15 protein-coding genes are annotated in these 16,778 nt (G+C 68.4%); 12 read left to right on the forward strand and 3 right to left on the reverse strand.

Annotated elements, in window-relative coordinates:
* The first annotated feature begins 1 nt into the window (after nt 1).
* The 4 genes from AU072_RS13420 to AU072_RS13435 are packed head-to-tail and all read left to right on the forward strand — an operon-like array spanning nt 2 to nt 5,677.
* Nucleotides 2–1,270 (forward strand): FAS1-like dehydratase domain-containing protein, encoded by a 1,269-nt coding sequence (locus AU072_RS13420; protein WP_064414224.1) that lies wholly within the window; start codon nt 2–4, stop codon nt 1,268–1,270.
* Nucleotides 1,267–2,118 carry an enoyl-CoA hydratase/isomerase family protein gene (locus AU072_RS13425; RefSeq protein WP_082680867.1) on the forward strand — a complete coding sequence of 284 codons (852 nt, stop codon included), beginning with the start codon at nt 1,267–1,269 and terminating at the stop codon, nt 2,116–2,118. Before AU072_RS13420 ends, AU072_RS13425 begins: the two co-directional genes overlap by 4 nt.
* Entirely contained in the window at nt 2,115–3,548 is a 1,434-nt protein-coding gene (locus tag AU072_RS13430; protein WP_064414225.1) for a phosphotransferase family protein, read from the forward strand. The genes AU072_RS13425 and AU072_RS13430 overlap by 4 nt, the downstream gene beginning before the upstream one ends.
* Nucleotides 3,512–5,677: an acyl-CoA dehydrogenase family protein gene (locus AU072_RS13435; protein ID WP_064414226.1), complete on the forward strand. Its 2,166-nt coding sequence runs from the start codon at nt 3,512–3,514 to the stop codon at nt 5,675–5,677. Before AU072_RS13430 ends, AU072_RS13435 begins: the two co-directional genes overlap by 37 nt.
* On the opposite strand, the gene AU072_RS13440 is transcribed toward AU072_RS13435, so the two are convergent.
* Nucleotides 5,670–6,101 (reverse strand): Zn-ribbon domain-containing OB-fold protein, encoded by a 432-nt coding sequence (locus tag AU072_RS13440; RefSeq protein WP_064414263.1) that lies wholly within the window; start codon nt 6,099–6,101, stop codon nt 5,670–5,672. The genes AU072_RS13435 and AU072_RS13440 overlap by 8 nt on opposite strands.
* 44 nt (nt 6,102–6,145) lie before the next feature.
* On the opposite strand from AU072_RS13440, the gene AU072_RS13445 reads away from it, so the two are divergent.
* From AU072_RS13445 to AU072_RS13465, 5 genes are read left to right on the forward strand one after another with little or no spacing between them, the layout of a single operon-like run.
* Nucleotides 6,146–7,315 carry a thiolase family protein gene (locus AU072_RS13445; protein ID WP_064414227.1) on the forward strand — a complete coding sequence of 390 codons (1,170 nt, stop codon included), beginning with the start codon at nt 6,146–6,148 and terminating at the stop codon, nt 7,313–7,315.
* Entirely contained in the window at nt 7,309–8,886 is a 1,578-nt protein-coding gene (locus AU072_RS13450; RefSeq protein ID WP_235629890.1) for a class I adenylate-forming enzyme family protein, read from the forward strand. The genes AU072_RS13445 and AU072_RS13450 overlap by 7 nt, the downstream gene beginning before the upstream one ends.
* A 23-nt stretch (nt 8,887–8,909) precedes the next feature.
* Nucleotides 8,910–9,764 (forward strand): mycofactocin-coupled SDR family oxidoreductase, encoded by an 855-nt coding sequence (locus AU072_RS13455; RefSeq protein ID WP_064414228.1) that lies wholly within the window; start codon nt 8,910–8,912, stop codon nt 9,762–9,764.
* A 20-nt stretch (nt 9,765–9,784) separates the two neighbouring features.
* Complete coding sequence (locus tag AU072_RS13460) at nt 9,785–10,789, forward strand: LLM class flavin-dependent oxidoreductase (RefSeq protein ID WP_064414265.1); 1,005 nt, start codon at nt 9,785–9,787, stop codon at nt 10,787–10,789.
* Nucleotides 10,786–11,811 carry a spirocyclase AveC family protein gene (locus tag AU072_RS13465; RefSeq protein ID WP_082680865.1) on the forward strand — a complete coding sequence of 342 codons (1,026 nt, stop codon included), beginning with the start codon at nt 10,786–10,788 and terminating at the stop codon, nt 11,809–11,811. Before AU072_RS13460 ends, AU072_RS13465 begins: the two co-directional genes overlap by 4 nt.
* 31 nt (nt 11,812–11,842) lie before the next feature.
* On the opposite strand, the gene AU072_RS13470 is transcribed toward AU072_RS13465, so the two are convergent.
* Complete coding sequence (locus AU072_RS13470; protein ID WP_064414229.1) at nt 11,843–12,145, reverse strand: hypothetical protein; 303 nt, start codon at nt 12,143–12,145, stop codon at nt 11,843–11,845.
* 35 nt (nt 12,146–12,180) lie between these two features.
* Here AU072_RS13470 and AU072_RS13475 point away from each other — a divergent pair, with 35 nt between their 5' ends.
* Nucleotides 12,181–13,374, forward strand: a complete 1,194-nt coding sequence (locus AU072_RS13475; protein WP_064414230.1) for an amidohydrolase family protein — start codon at nt 12,181–12,183, stop codon at nt 13,372–13,374.
* Here the strand turns inward: AU072_RS13475 and AU072_RS13480 are convergent.
* Complete coding sequence (locus tag AU072_RS13480) at nt 13,367–13,804, reverse strand: MarR family winged helix-turn-helix transcriptional regulator (protein ID WP_064414231.1); 438 nt, start codon at nt 13,802–13,804, stop codon at nt 13,367–13,369. The two genes, AU072_RS13475 and AU072_RS13480, sit on opposite strands and share 8 nt — an antisense overlap.
* 92 nt (nt 13,805–13,896) lie before the next feature.
* Here AU072_RS13480 and AU072_RS13485 point away from each other — a divergent pair, with 92 nt between their 5' ends.
* Nucleotides 13,897–15,936 (forward strand): ABC transporter ATP-binding protein, encoded by a 2,040-nt coding sequence (locus tag AU072_RS13485; RefSeq protein ID WP_064414232.1) that lies wholly within the window; start codon nt 13,897–13,899, stop codon nt 15,934–15,936.
* On the forward strand, nt 15,933–16,778 hold the full coding sequence (locus AU072_RS13490; protein WP_064414233.1) for a CbiQ family ECF transporter T component: 846 nt from the start codon (nt 15,933–15,935) through the stop codon (nt 16,776–16,778). The genes AU072_RS13485 and AU072_RS13490 overlap by 4 nt, the downstream gene beginning before the upstream one ends.

The raw sequence follows: 16,778 nt of genomic DNA on the forward strand, positions 1-16,778 counted from the left end.
TATGACACAGACGCAACAGCAGGAATTCGACCACGCCATCAAGGACGAGGATATCGAGCGCGCGAAGCTGCTGATCGGCATCGACGCCCCGACGAGTATCGACGAGTTCTACCGCGAAGCCAGCGTCGACGGGATCCGCAACTTCGCTCGCGGCGCGGGCGACGACAATCCGCTGTTCTGCGATCCGGACTATGCCGCCGACACGCGGTGGGGCGGGGTGATCGCACCGCCGATGATCTTCTCGGCCATGTCGAAGAAGATGCTCGGCGATCCGATCCCCGACGACATCCGCAAGGCCACCAGGGGCTTGTTCTCCGGCATCCACGTCTTCGTCTCCGGCCAGACCACCGAGTGGTACCAGCCGGTGCGGCCGGGCGATTCGCTCTATGGGTTCGGTGGGCTGGAGTCCATCGAAGAGAAGCACAGCGAATACGCGGGCCGATCCATCATCCGCATCCTGCGTCAGGTCAAGGTGAATCAGCGCGCCGAGATCGTCGCGGTCGCCCGCATCATCCTGATCGCGACCGAACGCCAGCGCTCGCGTGAGCGCGGCAAGTACATGGACATCAAGCCCGCGACCTACACCGACGAGCAGATCGCCGAGATCGACGAGATCTACGCCGCCGAGGGCCCGCGCGGCGCCGAGCCGCGGTACTGGGAGGACGTCGAGGTCGGCGAGCCGCTTCCGAAGATGGTCAAGGGCCCGCTGACGCTGACCGACGTGATCAGCTTCCACTCGGGCGGTTACGGATTCGGGCCGTACGGGATCGGCGCCGCGCGGATCGGGTACAAGAACCGCCAGCGGGTGCCCAAGTTCTACATCAAGAACGCCGCGGGCATCCCCGACGTCGCGCAGCGCCTGCACTGGGAGAACGAGTGGTCGCAGTCCATCGGCAACCCGATGGCCTATGACTACGGTGTGATGCGCGAGTGCTGGCTCACCCATTTCGTCACCGACTGGATCGGTGACGACGGTTGGTTGGTGCGCCAGCACGACGAGATGCGCAAGTTCAATTTCATCGGGGACACGCAGTTCATCACCGGTGAGGTGGTCGGAAAGCGCATGGAGAACGGAAACGCGTTGGTGGACCTGGATTTCCGCTGCACCAGCCAGCGCGGCGAGGTCACCGCTCCGGCGACGGCCACCGTGGCGCTGCCCAGCCGCGAGCACGGTCCGGTGACGCTGCCCACCCCGGACGAAGGGCTGCGCCGCAAGGCCGTGGCGATGCTCGACCGGCACAACGAACTGATCGGAAAATCGCGCCGGTGACTTCGGCTCATCCGATCGAAACCGGCACCGACACCGTGCTGGCCGAGGTCGTCGACGCGGTCGGGATCGTCACGCTCAACCGGCCCGAGCGGCGCAACGCGCTGCACGCCGAGATGTATGTTGCGGTGCCGCGGCTGCTCGAGGAGTTCGGCGCGGACGACTCGATCGGCTGTGTGCTGATCACGGGGTCGGGGAGCGCATTCTGCGCGGGTGGCGATGTGCGCGACGGCAATTCGGGCAAGCAGGCGCCCGGTGAGCGGGATGCCACCGTCGACGTCGAGGCCAAGGTGCGCGCGCAATCCGCACAGTTGGCCGACAACGCCAAGATGGTGACCCTGCTGCATCGCATGCCCAAGGTCACGATCGCCGCCTTGCCCGGCGCGGCCGTCGGCGCGGGCATGAGCATCGCGCTCGCCGCGGACCTGCGCATCGCGGCACGGTCGGCGCGCCTCATCCCTGGCTGGTCGAAACTGGCCTTCTCCGGTGATTTCGGCGGGGCCTGGTTCCTGACCCGGCTGGTCGGACCGGCCAAGGCACTCGAGCTGTTGATCGCCGATGAGCCCGTCGACGCGGAGGCCGGGCTGCGCCTCGGCTTGTTCAACCGGGTTGCCGACGACGCCGAACTGCGAGACACGGCGTTTCGGTGGGCCGCCGAGATCGCCGCGGGCCCGACATCCGCCTTCGCCGGCACCAAGGCCAATGTCCTGGATGCGCAGCGGCTTCCATTGGAGCAGGCGTTGCTGGCCGAAAGTGAGCGCATGGTGCGCAGCGGGATGACGGCCGAGCACCGGGCGGCGGTCAAGGCGTGGCTGGCTGCCGCTGCGGCGAAGTCGGGTGTCCGGTCATGAGTGGCGGCGCGACGATCTCCGCCGCGTTGCAGCAGTGGATCGTGCAGACCACCGGCGCGGACCGAGTCGAGGTCAAGCAGGTGCCCGGAGGCGCCAGCAGGCAGGCGTGGTTCGTCGACACGTACGGGGGAGCGGGCGACGAGCGGTTGTTCCTGCGCTACGACCCGCATCCGCCCAAGCCCGGCAGCGCCTTTCACCCGCTGCAGGTCGAGGCCGAGATCATGGCCGAGTTGTGGCGCCATGGTGTGACGGTGCCGCGGGTGCTGGCCGCGCACCCGGACGAGCAGGCGGTCCTGCTGGAGCGCGTCGGCGGTGACACCTGGTTCCGGCTGATCAAGGATCCCGACGATCAGGTGCGCACCGCGCAGGACTTCATCACCAAACTGGCCTACCTGCATCGCATCGACGCCGGTGCGTTGGACATCCCCAGCCTGGGGCCGGCGGGCCCGGTACCGGACCACGTCCGTGCTGAGCTGACGAGAATGCGCGAACGCGTTGCCGCGTACGGAAAGCCGGCGCCGCTGGTGTCGTTCTGCATCGATTGGCTCGAACGCAACATCCCCGACTACGAGGGGCCGACGGTGCTGGTCCAGGGTGACACCGGGCCCGGCAACTTCATGTATGCCGACCGCACGGTGACCGCGATCGTGGACTGGGAGCTGGCCCACTTCGGTGACCCGATGGACGACATCGCCTGGCTGTCCCTGCGCACCGTGCAGGACACTTTCACCCATTTCCCGGACCGCATCGCCGAGTACGAACGGCTGTCCGGACACCCGGTCGACGAAGACCGCGTCTGGTACTACCGGCTGTTCGCCGAGACGCGGCTGGCCTCGATGAACCCCGGGGGCGTCGACGCGCGGGCATCGGTGCCGGCGAATTCACCCGACGCCGGGAACAGCCTGATCTACGGCATGCTGCACCGGCGGCTGCTGATCGAGGCGCTCGCGCGGGTGGTCGGGATCCCCGACGTCGACGTCGAATTCCCCGGGGACGACCAGGAATCCGAGCGTGCCTCCGTGTACGCGGCCACCGCGGCGGCGCTGTCGGATGCGGTGGGGCGCTCGACCGACGCGCTGGCGGTCCGATACGTCAAGGGCGCCGCCCGGCTGGTCAAGTACCTCGCCGAGGTGGATCGCGTCGGTGTGCAGGTCGACGCGGCCGAACTCGAGGAGCTGGCCGAATTGCTCGGCGACGCCCCGGCTTCGGTGCCACAGGGCCGAGCCGCGCTGGCGGAGCGCGTCGCGCGCGGCGAACTCGGCGAGCGCGACTACGTCGCCCAGTTGTGGCGCGGCATCAAGCGCGACGACTACCTGACCAGGACGGCGTCCGGCGCGTTGCGGCACCGGACCTGGCCGGAACTTCATGATTCGAGCGAAACAGGAGTGCAGCGATGGGCATCGCCATCACCGAAGACCACCGTGAGCTAGCCGAGGTCGCACGGTCCTTCCTCGCCGCGCGTGGTGCGCGCACGGCAGCCCGGGCGCTGTTGGACGCCGAGACAGAATCGCGGCCCGAGTTCTGGTCTGAACTCGCCGGTCTCGGGTGGCTCGGCCTTCACGTGCCCGAGCAGTACGGCGGCTCAGGGTGCGGACTGCCCGAACTGGTCGCGGTGACAGAGGAATTCGGTCGTGCGGTCGCGCCCGGGCCGTTCGTCCCGACGGTGATCGCCTCGGCGGTCATCTCGGCGGCGGGCACCGAGGAGCAGCGTGCGCGCTGGCTGCCGGCCCTCGTCGACGGCACCTCGACCGCGGGCGTGGGGTTCAACACCGCGCTGTCCTCGGACGGTTCGCGCTGTACGGGGGACGCCGGTGTGGTGCTCGGCGCCGGGCTGGCCGACCTGCTGGTGCTCACGGTCGGCGAAGACGCGCTGGTGCTGCCGGCCGGCACCGACGGGGTCACCGTGGACGTGAAGACCAACCTCGACCCCACGCGCCGCGCGGCACGCGTCACGCTGACCGATGTCGCGATCGGCGGCGCCGAGGTGCTGCCGGGCGCCGCCGGTATCGCGCGTGCGATGGCCAGGACGATCACGGCCGCCGAAGCCGTTGGTGGAGCCCATGATTGCGTGGACGCGGCGCTCGAATACGCGAAGGTGCGCGAACAGTTCGGTCGCACCATCGGCACCTTCCAGGCGGTCAAACATCATCTGGCCAACATGCTGGTGGCCGCGGAATCGGCCGGCGCCACCGTATGGGACGCGGCGCGGGCGGCGGATGCGGGGGAGCAGGAGTTCGCGTTGATGGCGGCCTGCGCGGCGACGCTGGCCTTCCCCGCCTACGTCCACAACGCCGAATTGAACATCCAGGTACACGGCGGCATCGGGTACACCTGGGAGCACGACGCGCACCTGCACCTGCGACGCGCCATCACGCTGCGCGGGCTGCTCGGGGGCCGCGACGCGCCGCTGGAGGTCTATGAGCTGACGGCCAAAGGCGTCGTCCGGGAGAACTCGATCGACCTGCCTCCCGAGGCCGAACAGATGCGTGACGAGGTCCGCACGGAGTTCAGCAGCTGGTCGGGGCTGGACCCGAAACAGCTGCGGGAGAAGATGATCGAGACCGGCTATGTCATGCCGCACTGGCCGAAGCCGTGGGGCCGGGCGGCCGGGGCCGTCGAGCAACTGGTCATCGAGCAGGAGATGGCCGAGGCCGGCATCAAGCGACCGGAGTTCGGCATCACCAGCTGGGTGGTGTTGACCATGATCCAGCACGGCACCGCCGATCAGATCGAGCGACTGGTGCACCCGGCGCTGGCCGGCGAACACGTGTGGTGCCAGCTGTTCTCCGAACCCGGCGCGGGATCGGATGCCGCGGCGGTGAGTACGAAGGCCACGCGTACCGACGGCGGCTGGATCATCAACGGCCAGAAGGTCTGGACCAGCGGCGCACAGTACTGCCGCTACGGGTTGGCGACCGTGCGCACCGATCCCGCCGCGGCCAAGCACGCGGGCATCACCACGGTGATCATCGACATGAAGGCGCCCGGGGTCGAAGTGCGGCCGTTGCGCCAGATCACCGGGGGGTCGGAGTTCAACGAGGTGTTCTTCAACGACGTCTTCGTCCCCGACCGCGACGTGGTCGGCGAACCCAACGACGGATGGCGGGTCGCCCGTGCGACCCTCGGCAACGAACGGGTCAGCATCGGCGGCGGGTTACCGGGCAGCCAGGGGGCCGCGGGGATGGTGGTCGACCTGACGCAGCGCTACGGCGACAGGGTGGCGGGCGCGCCTGAACGGGCAGGTGAGTTCCTCGCCGACGATCACGCGCTGCGACTGCTCAACCTGCGCCGGGTGGCGCGAAGCGTGGTCGGCGCCGAACCCGGCCCCGAGGGAAACGTCACCAAGCTCCTGATCGCCGAACACGTGGTGGCGCGGGCGAGCCTCGCGGCCGAGCTCGTGGGGCCCGACGTCGCGCTCGTCAGCGGTCCCGGAAAGTATCCGGGTTTCATGGTGCTGGCCTCCCGCGGTATGACCATCGCAGGTGGCACTTCGGAGATCACGCGCAATCAGATCGCCGAGCGCATCTTGGGCTTGCCGCGCGACCCGCTGATCAAGTGACCGGCGCGAACACCGGAACCCATGTGTCGTCGTGTCTTTCGAACCGGACCTCGACCGGCATCCCGGAATGCACCGCGTCGGGGTCGCAGTCGACGACATTGGCGGGCAGCCGCAGCCCGGGTTGCTCTTTCAGCTCGATCAACGCCACCACGAACGGTGTGGGCACGCTGGGGTTGAACTGCTGATGACACACGGTGAACGTGAACACGGTGCCGCGACCGGACACCGCGACGAACTCCGGATCCGCGCCGCACGTCGGACACGCCGCCCGTGGGGGATGGAAGTAACGCCCGCACGGGGAGCAGTGGGCGATGAGCAGTCGGCCTTCGGCGCCGCCCGTCCAATACGGGCGCGAAGCGTCGTCGAGGGGCGGCAGGATGCGGGGGGCGTGCGAGAAATCCGAGGTAACCGACGTATCAGACACGCCATAAAAGTACACTGATTAAGTTCATTTCCGAAGGAGGTCGGATGTCCGCCCCGTCCAGCGCACCGGTGATCGCGGGCGCCGGAATCTCTGCGATCGGCCGCCGCACCGGCGTCCCGGCGCTGGACATGACCGTGCAGGCCTCCGCGGCCGCCATCGCCGACGCCGGCCTGGCGCCTGCCGATATCGACGCGGTTCTCACCATGGGTGACACCCCGGCCGACGAAGCGGCCGCCGCGCTGGGGGTTCGCGAAGGCGGAGACGACGGCCCGATGCTGGGTCGCTACGGGCTGTTGACCCCCGTGGTCGCGGCGCGTGACCTGATCGCCGAGGGCAAGGCCCGCCATGTGCTCGTCTACCGGACGGTGCAGATGATCGGCGGCACCGTGGAGCGCCGCGCCGCAGACCGGGCGCCGGAGTCCGGCGGAAAGCGCGCCGAGGGCGGCATGGACATGACCGAGGTCGGCTACCTGCTTGCCGCGCACGCGTATTCGGCCGCCAACTGGCTCGCCATGCACTGCCGCGCCCACATGGACCGTTACGGCACCACCAAGGAGCAACTCGGCTGGATCGCGCTGAACGCCCGACGCAACGCCGCGCGCAATCCGCTTGCGGTGTACCGCGATCCGATGACCATGGAGCAGTACCTTTACGCCAGGCCGATCTCCACGCCGCTCGGTTTGCTCGACTGTGACGTGCCGGTCGACGGCTCGATCGCGCTGGTGTTGTCGCATCCCGGGCACCGGACCGATGCACCGAACGGGGTGGTCACCATCGAAGCGGCAGGCGGCGCGTCGGGTGCCGGGGGGTGGACCGGCCGGCCCGACTATCCGAAGATGGCGATGCACGACGCCGCGGCCGACATGTGGTCCAAGACCGACCTGAAACCCGCCGACGTCGATCTGGCCGAGTTGTACGACGGGTTCAGCTATCTCACGCTGGCGTGGTTGGAGGCCCTGGGCTTCTGCGGCGACGGTGAGGGTGGCCCCTTCGTCGACGGCGGTGCACGCATCGGCATCGACGGCGAGTTGCCGTTGAACACTTACGGCGGTCAGCTGTCGGCCGGCCGGATGCACGGGTACTGGGTGCTGTACGAGGCGTGCCAGCAGCTGCGCGGGCTGGCCACCGACACCGCGGTATCCAAGCGCCCCGAAGTCGCCGTCGCCTCCGCCGGCGGCGGCCCGATAGCCGGATGTGTGCTGTTGTCGTGCTGACCGAACCCGGCCGCCGCGCAGGAACAGCCGCGGACACCATCCCCGACGAGATCGCCGGGTTCATCGGCGAGCACCCCGACACCGCGGTCATGGTGCACAGCGACGACCGTCCCGATCAGTTCACCGCCGCCGAGTTGTTCGACGAGAGCATGCGGTTGGCCGCCGGGCTGGCCGGACTGGGTATCCGGCCCGGCGATGTCGTCGCTGTCCAGCTGCCGAACTGGCGCGAGTGCTTCTCCGTGCACGCCGCCGCCTGGTTGTGCGGTGCGGTGGTGCTGCCCATCGTGCCGATCTACGGGCCTGCCGAGGTCGCCTTCATCGCCAGGCAATCGGGGGCCCGTGCCATCGTGCTGGCTCGCGAGCTCCGCAACCGCGACACCGGCGCGACCGTGGCGGCATTGGCCGATCTGCCCGACCTGCAGCACCGCGTCGTGCTGGGCGGTGCGCACCAGGGGACCATCCCGCTCGAAGACCTGACCTCCACGGCGGCAACGGGTTTCACGCCGTTTCGTCCCGACCCCGAAGGTCGCGCGGTGCTGGTGTACACATCGGGGACGACGGCGGAACCCAAGGGGGTCCAGCACACCCACGGTTCATTGCTCGGTGAACTGCGCGCGATGGATGCGCTGCGCAACACCGATGCCGACCAGACCACGTTGGCGGTCTTTCCGGCCGGACACATCGCAGGCACGCTGGGCATCCTGCGCATGATGTGCCGCTCCGGAGACACCATCGCCATGGACGCATGGAATCCCGAGGCCGCCGCCCGGCTCATCGCCAAGCACGGCGTGAGCGTCTCGGCCGGCGCGCCGATCCATCTGGGCGGCATCCTCGACGTCGCCGAACGTGACGGTCTCGATGTGTCGAGCCTGCGCGAGTACACCACCGGCGCGGCCGGTGTCGCGGGCACGCTGATCCGTCGCGCCGACCGGTTCGGCATCGGTGCCTACCGCTGCTACGGATCCAGCGAACACCCCACGATCAGCGTCGGCCGCCCGGAGGATCCACTGGACAAGCGGGCCGACACCGACGGCCGGATCGCCCCCGGCACCCGGGTCCGTCTGGTCGACGAGCACGGGCGCGACGTACCGGCCGGCCACGACGGCGAAATCCTCACGCACGGGCCCGAATTGTTCCGGGGTTACACCGATCCCCGCTTCACCGAGGCCGGCTTCATCGACGGCTGGTTCCGCACCGGTGATGTCGGGCGGTTGGATCCCGACGGCTTCCTCACCATCACCGACCGCAAGAAGGACATCATCGTGCGGGGCGGCGAGAACATCTCGTCGAAGGAAGTCGAAGACGTGGTCAGCAGCCACCCCGCGGTGGCCGAAGCCGCCGCGGTGGGCGCCCCCGACGAGAAGTACGGCGAACGGGTCTGCGTGTTCGTCGTGCTGCAGGCGGGTGGGTCATTCGACACCGCCGATGCCGCCGCGCACTTCGCCGCCTGCGGGCTGGCCCGGCAGAAGACACCCGAACGCATCGTGGTGGTGCCGGAACTGCCGCGCACCATCAGCGGCAAGGTGCAAAAGCACCGCCTCAGAGAACAACTCGACACGACCGGCCAATAGATATCCGACGGAAGGAAACGAACGTGGGCAGAGTGCAGGACAAGGTCGTCCTCATCACCGGTGGCGCCCGAGGCCAGGGCCGGTCGCATGCGGTGCGACTGGCCGAGGAGGGCGCCGACATCATCCTGTTCGACATCTGCGGCGACGTCGAACACAACGATTACCCGCTGTCCACCGAGCACGACCTCGAAGAGGCGGGTTCAGAGGTCGAGAAGACCGGACGCCGGGCGGTGACGGCCATCGTCGACGTGCGCGACCGCGCCGCGCTCGCCGATGCGCTGAAGTCCGCGGTGGACGAACTCGGCAAGCTCGACGTGGTGGTCGCCAACGCCGGCATCTGCCCGCTGGGGTCGGACCAGCCCATCGACGCCTTCGCCAACGCGTTCGACGTCGACTTCGTCGGCGTGGTGAACACCGTTCACGTTGCGCTGCCGTATCTTTCGGCCGGAGCCTCGATCATCACCGTGGGGTCGGTCGCCGGGCTGCTGGCCGAGAAGGCCGGGCCGGCCGCGAGCATGGGGCCCAACGGCTCGGGCGGAGCGGGTTACAACCTGGCCAAGCAGTTCATCGACAAGTACACGATGGCGCTGGCCAACCAGCTGGCGCCGAAGTCGATCCGGGTCAATGTGGTGCACCCGACGAACGTCAACACCCCGATGCTGCACAACGAGTCGATGTACAAGATGTTCCGGCCCGACCTCGAGCATCCGTCCCTCGACGACGCGTTGCTGACCTTCCCGATGATGCAGGGCATGCCTATTCCCTACGTGGAGCCCGAGGACATCTCACACGGGATCTGCTACCTGGCCTCCGACGAGTCCCGATACGTGACGGGGTTGCAGCTCAAGGTCGACGCCGGCGCCACCGTGAAGTTCTGATCGGACGGACATCCATGGCGATGCAGTGGGCGATGCCGTGGCCGGGCGGTGATCTTGCGAGACAGGCCGAATCCGCTGGAGCAGCGGCGTTCTGCGCGGGCGAGTTCGCCGACACCGGCGCCTACGTCACGGCCTCGGAGATGGCACACCAGACCAGCACGGCGCGCATCGGGCCGGGGATCGCGTACGCGTTCGCGCGGTCGCCGTTCGTCCACGCCGCGGCCGCCAGGCATCTCAACAAGTTCGCACCCGGCCGGGTGTTCCTCGGGCTGGGCGCGGGAACGGGAAGGATGAACCGCGACTGGTTCGGGGTGGACTCCTCGCATCCGGCGCCGCGGATGACGGAGCTGGTGCGCTGCATCCGCGCGTTCCTGGAGGCGGAAAACGGTGAGCGGATCGCCTTCGACGGCGACTTCTACCACATCGACACCCGCATCCAGGCGCCGGTGCTGGGACCCATCGACGTGCCGATCCTGCTGGGCGCGTTCAATGTTCACATGCTGCGCGTCGTCGGCGGCGTGGCGGACGGGGTGCTCGGGCACGGATTGTTCACCGACCGCTGGTGGGCCGAGGTGGTCGAGCCGAACCTGGCGCTGGGCGCGCGACGCGCCGGTCGCGACCCGACCGGCCTGTTGCGTTGGGGTTGGGTGATCACCGCCATCGACGACGACGATCCCCAACGCGCGATCGACGACGCCAAGCTGCAAATCGCGTTCTATCTGACCGTCAAGACCTACGACTCGTTGGTCGCGCTGCACGGCTGGCAGGACCAGGTGGCCGCGATCCGGGCGGACTTCGCCGGTAAAGACCCTCGCGCGATCGGCAGGCACGTCACCGACGAGATGCTGTGGGCGATGGCGGCGTGCGGCGACACCGCGCAGGCGCGGGAGATGCTCGCCGCCCGCAGCGCCCTTCCCGATCTCGGATTCCATTCCCCACCGGGCTTTCTCGTCAGTCCGCGGCGGCGCAAACAGTACGGCACAAAGGTCGTCGAGGCCTTCACGAGGACAGGAGCAGTCACATGACCGCCCATCAGCACGCCGAAGCCCCCGAGTTCCTCCCCGAGACGCCGAAGACCTACCGGGATTCGCCCCCGATCGTCTGGCTGGCCCGGCTGGGTGCGCTGTTCGTGGTGTTCCAGCTCTACGTCTACGGGCGCTGGATCTTCTCGGACGAGTTCGCACCCGCGCCGACCGGACCCGACCCCATCCCCACGTCGAGCATCGCCTGGATCCGGTTCTGGGAGATCGGATGCATGATCGGCGGGGTGATCTTCCTGATCTGGATGATCCGGAAGACGCGGCGGGACAAGCAACTTCCGCCGGTCGGCATCTTCGTGGTGGCCTGGCTACTCGCGGCGTGGCAGGACCCGGGTGTGAACGCCGTCAGGCCGGTGTTCGGGTACAACGCGGGCTTCTTCAACATGGGCACGTGGGGTGAGTTCATCCCCGGGTGGGTGCACAAGGGCGCGGAGAACCCGCAGCCGATCATCTACTTCCTCGCCAGCTACATCCTGTTGACGCCGCTGGCCATCATGGGCATCGATCAGGTGATCGCCCGTATGCGAAAGGTGTACCCGCGCATCAACACCGCCGGCGTGCTCGCGGCGATGCTGGTGCTGTTCATCGTGCTCGACATCGTGTTGGAACAGTACTTCCACCGCATCGGACTGTGGACATACCTGCGGGTGGACGACACCTGGTCGATCTTCGGTGGCACCATGTACCAGTTCCCGCTGTACGAAGGCATCGTTTTCGGCGGGCTGGTCAGCGTCTCGTCCATCGCCATCTACTGTCTGCGGGACCGCAACGGCCGGATGATCTCCGACATCGGCATCGATCAGCTCAAGAACAGGCGAACCGTCACCGCAGTGCGCATCCTGGCTCTGGCGGCAGTGTTCAACCTGATCATGCTGGTGTTCAATCTGGGCTTCAACCTGGTCAACCAGCACGCCGAGGTGCAACCACCCGCCACCGAGGTGCCCAGCTACATCCATCACGGAATGTGCGGAGTGGGCCCGAATCCGCCCTGCCCGCCGCGGCCATGAGAGCGGCGACGGCGGTGCGCGCGACGAACGGCTACTCGGACAGATTGCGTTTCGCGGTGCCCGAGTATCCGAAGAACTTCTCGAAGTTGGCGTCGTTGATGCGTCCCGCGCTGTTGCGCTTGGCGGCCGACTCCAGCGCGGCCAGGCGAGCGCGGGCCTGCTCGAGGGCGGAGGTGTCGCCGCTGGCCTCCGCCTTCTCGACAGCCGCTCGGGCGGAGGCGATTTCGATGCGTAGCCGTTCACCGACCTCGCCGAACGTCAGCAGATCGTGGTCGTCCTCGTCGATCCGCCCGCGCGTCGTGTCCGAACTCTTCGACGATTCCGCATCTTTCATGCAGCCCACGTTACCGACAGCTCAGGAGGCCCACCATGCCATTGCAGGACAACCATCAGATCGTCTCCGTCGACGACCACCTGATCGAACATCCGCGCGTCTGGCAGGACCGGCTGCCGGCGAGATTCCACGAGAACGGCCCGCGCATCGTGGAAATCGAGGGCAGGCACCTGTGGAGTTACGACGGGCAGATCCTGCCGACCATCGGCCTCAACGCCGTAGCGGGCAAGCCGCCCGAGGAGTGGGGGATGGATCCCGTCCGCTACGAGGACATGATCCCGGGCTGCTACGACCCGGTGGCGCGCATCGCCGACATGGACCTCGACGGCGTGCAGGCCGCGCTGTGCTTCCCGTCGTTCCCCGGCTTCGGCGGCAGCACGTTCTTCCGCGGACAGGACAAGGAACTCGCGCTGCTGTGCGTCAAGGCGTGGAATGACTTCTACATCGACGAGTGGTGCGCGACCGCGCCGGAACGCTACATCCCGCTGGCGATCCTGCCGGTGTGGGACATCGACGAAACCGTCGCCGAGGCCGAACGCGTCGCCGCCAAGGGCGCGCGCACCGTGTCGTTCCCCGACAGCCCCGTGCCGATGGGTCTGCCCTCGTTCCACTCCGACCATTGGGACGGGCTGTGGCAGGTCTGCTCCGACGCGAGAATGCCGGTGTCGCTGCACTTCGGCTCCGGCTCGTTCGTCCCGGGCTTCTCCTACTCAGCGCTGGCCAACTCGCCGACCCCGGCCTTGCCGGACGCGCCGTTCGCGGTGGCGATCACGCTGTTCTCGACCAACCTGATGTGGACCACCGTCGACCTGTTGTTCTCCGGCAAGCTGCAGAAGTTCCCGGATCTGCAGTTCTCGTTGTCCGAGGGCGGTATCGGTTGGGTGCCCTACATTCTGGAGCGCGCCGACTACGTGTGGGAGCGGCATCGGTACTACCAGCCGATCGATTTCGACACGCGCCCTTCGGATCTGTTCCGTTCGCACTTCTACGGCTGCTTCATCGACGACGAGCACGGCCTGGAGAACCGGTACACCATCGGCGTGGACCGCATCACGCTGGAAATCGACTTCCCGCACTCGGATTCCAATTGGCCGAACTCGCGCAAGCGTGCCGCGGAGGTGTTGGCCGGAGTGCCCGACGAAGAGTGCGCGCTGATCGTGGAAGAGAACGCCCGGCGAATGCTCCGCTTCCCGCGGGTGCAGAGGGAGCAACCCGCGGGAGTCAGCTGACCGCTTTGGAGGCCGACGCCTCGTCGAGCAGCCGTCGCAACACGCGCACCGCTTGGCTGAGCGTCTCCCGGTCGGCGCCGTCGAGCCGCTCCAGGTACGGATCGATCGCCGCGCCGCGGTCCACCCGCACCTGACGGAGCGTGTCCACTCCCTTGGGCGTGATGCGGATCAGCACCGCCCGTGCGTCCTCGGGGTCGACGGTCCGCGACACCATGCCGGCCTCCTCGAGGCGGCGGACCTGGGTCGTCATCGTCGGCTGTGAGCAGTGATCGAGCGCGGCCAGATCGGAGATGCGGGCCTCGCCCTGATCCTCGATCGTGGACAGCAGCCGCGCCTGGGCATAGCCGAGGGGCAGGCGGGTCCGCTGGGTGGCCAGTCGGTTGATCCGGGCGACCACGGACAGCAGATCGGCTCCGAGCGTCTGGGTCATGCCGACAACATTATGTGTTCCAAGCGCCAGTTCCGGCCCAACCGATCACAGCGCCGTGTGGCCGGCCCGGTCGCGACTGGCAGAATCGTGCAATGACCGCGACCGGGGGCCTGACTCGCCGTACCGGTCGTTTGCGTCCCGTCGAACTCGCGCAGGCCTCCGTCATGGCGGCGCTCTGCGCGGCCACCGCGATCATCTCCGTGGTCGTCCCGTTCGCGGCGGGGCTCTCTCTGCTGGGCACGGTGCCGATGGGGCTGCTGGCCTACCGCTACCGGCTGCGGGTGCTGCTCACCGCGACCGTCGCCGGCGGCATCATCGCGTTCCTGATCGCGGGCATGGGCGGGTTCATGACCGTCGTCAACTGCGCATACATCGGCGGGCTGACCGGCATCGTCAAACGCCGCGGACGCGGCACCCCGACCGTGCTGTTCGCCGCGCTGATCGCCGGGGCGGTGTTCGGCACGGCGGTGGTGGCGGCGCTGTCGATCCTGTCGCGGCTGCGTCACCTGATCTTCGAGTCCGTCACCGCCAACATCAACGGCCTGGCCGCGGTGATCGCCCGCATCCCCGATATGGAGGGTGCGGCCGAGCGACTCAAGCGCGACTTCGCGACGGCGCTCGACTACTGGCCGCTGTTGTTCTTCGGCGCCGGGGTGATGTCGATCACCTTCGTCAGCCTCGTCGGATGGTGGGCCCTGTCGCGGGTGATGGAGCGGCTGGCCGGCATCCCCGATGTCCACAAACTGGAGTCCTCCAGAGACGTCGGCGCGATCGCCCCGGTCCCGGCCCGGCTGCGCGACGTCCGGTTCCGGTATCCGAGCGCCGACCACGACGCGCTGGGACCGGTGTCGCTGAGCGTGGAACCGGGTGAGCACCTCGCGGTGACGGGCGCCAACGGCTCGGGCAAGACGACGCTGATGCTGATGCTGGCCGGGCGCGAGCCGACGGCCGGGGTCATCGAACGGCCGGGCGCTGTCGGACTGGGCCGCATCGGCGGCACGGCGGTCGTCATGCAGCACCCGGAGAGTCAGGTGCTCGGCACCCGCGTCGCCGACGACGTGGTCTGGGGGCTGCCACCCGGCAAGGCCACCGACGTCGGTCAGTTGCTCGCCGAAGTGGGTCTCGACGGGCTGGCCGAACGCAACACCGGCGGGCTGTCGGGCGGCGAACTGCAGCGCCTTGCCGTCGCGGCGGCGCTGGCGCGCGAGCCGTCGCTGTTGATCGCCGACGAGGTCACCAGCATGGTCGACCAGCAGGGCCGGGAAGGACTGATGTCGGTGCTGTCCGGGTTGACGCGGCGCCACCAGATGTCGCTGGTCCACATCACCCACTACAACGACGAGGCCGACGCCGCCGACCGCACCGTCGACCTGTCCGGTAACGGCGGCGCCACCGACAACACCGACATGGTGGAATCGGCCGACGCCCCAGCCGGGACGGTCGCTCCGGGCGCCGATGCCGCTCCCGTGCTGGAACTGGTGGACGTCAGCCACGAATACGGCAGCGGCACACCGTGGGCCGCGACGGCACTGCGCGACATCACCTTCACGGTTCACGAGGGCGACGGCCTGTTGATCCACGGCCTCAACGGGTCGGGCAAGTCCACGCTGGCCTGGATCATGGCGGGTCTGACGGAACCCACCGCAGGCCAATGCCTGCTCGACGGGAAGCCGGCGTCGGATCAGGTTGGTGCCGCGGCCATTTCGTTCCAAGCGGCGCGGCTGCAGCTGATGCGCAGCCGGGTCGATCTCGAGATCGCGTCGGCCGCCGGGTTCTCGCCGCGTGATCGCGCGCGGGTCACCGAGGCGCTCTCGACCGTCGGCCTGGATTCCACGCTGGCGCAGCGGCGCATCGACCAGCTCAGCGGGGGACAGATGCGTCGCGTCGTCCTCGCCGGACTGCTCGCCCGCTCGCCACGGGCCCTCATCCTCGACGAGCCGCTGGCCGGCCTGGACGCGGCGAGTCAGCGGGGCCTGCTACGGCTGCTGGTCGACCTTCGCCGCCGCGCCGGGCTGACCGTCGTCGTGATCTCGCACGACTTCGCCGGGCTGGAGGAATTGTGCCCGCGCACTTTGCATCTGGCAGGTGGCGTGCTGGTGCCCGCACCGACGACGGCGGGGGGACTGTCATGACGGCGCCGACGAAGCGTCGACAGCGCAGGGGTGTCGTGCTGCTGCGGCCCGTGCCCGGCAACAGCGTTATCCACCAACTTTGGGCGGGTACGAAGCTTCTGCTGGTCGCGGCCATCGGCGTATTGATGACGTTCTACCCGGGCTGGGTGCCGATCGGCGCGGTCGCGCTTCTGGTGCTCATCTCGGCTCGGCTGGCCAACATCTCGCGCGGCGTGCTCCCGTCGATACCCGGCTGGCTGTGGTTCCTGCTGTTCCTCGGCGGATTGACGGCCACCTTCGCCGGCGGCAGCCCGATCATCTCGATGGGTTCGATCGACGTCGGGCTTGGCGGCCTGCTGAATTTCCTGCGCATCACCGCGCTGTCGATCGTGCTGCTCGGTCTGGGGGCGATGGTCTCATGGACGACGAACGTCGCCGAAATCGCGCCTGCGGTCGCGAAACTGGGCAGGCCGCTTCGGGTGTTCCGGATACCGGTCGACGAATGGGCGGTGGCACTGGCGTTGGCGCTGCGCGCGTTCCCGATGCTGATCGACGAGTTCCGCGTGCTCTACGCCGCACGCAATCTGCGCCCGAAGCAGGTGCACACACGCCGCCGCGGACGGTGGCGTCGCTGGTGGCTCGAAGCGATCGATCTGTTGGCCGCGGCCATCACCGTCGCGCTGCGCCGCGCCGACGAGATGGGCGATGCGATCACCGCACGCGGCGGTGCCGGGCAGATCTCTGCCGCACCGTCGGGACCCAAAGCCATTGACTGGTGGGCGTTCCTCATCGTCGCCGCAGTGTGCGGGACGGCGTTGGCGCTGGAGTTGACGGTGGCGGGAACCAGCGCCGTCACTCGGTGA

The organism is Mycolicibacterium novocastrense (assembly GCF_001499835.1).
Classification (GTDB): Bacteria; Actinomycetota; Actinomycetes; order Mycobacteriales; family Mycobacteriaceae; genus Mycobacterium; species Mycobacterium novocastrense.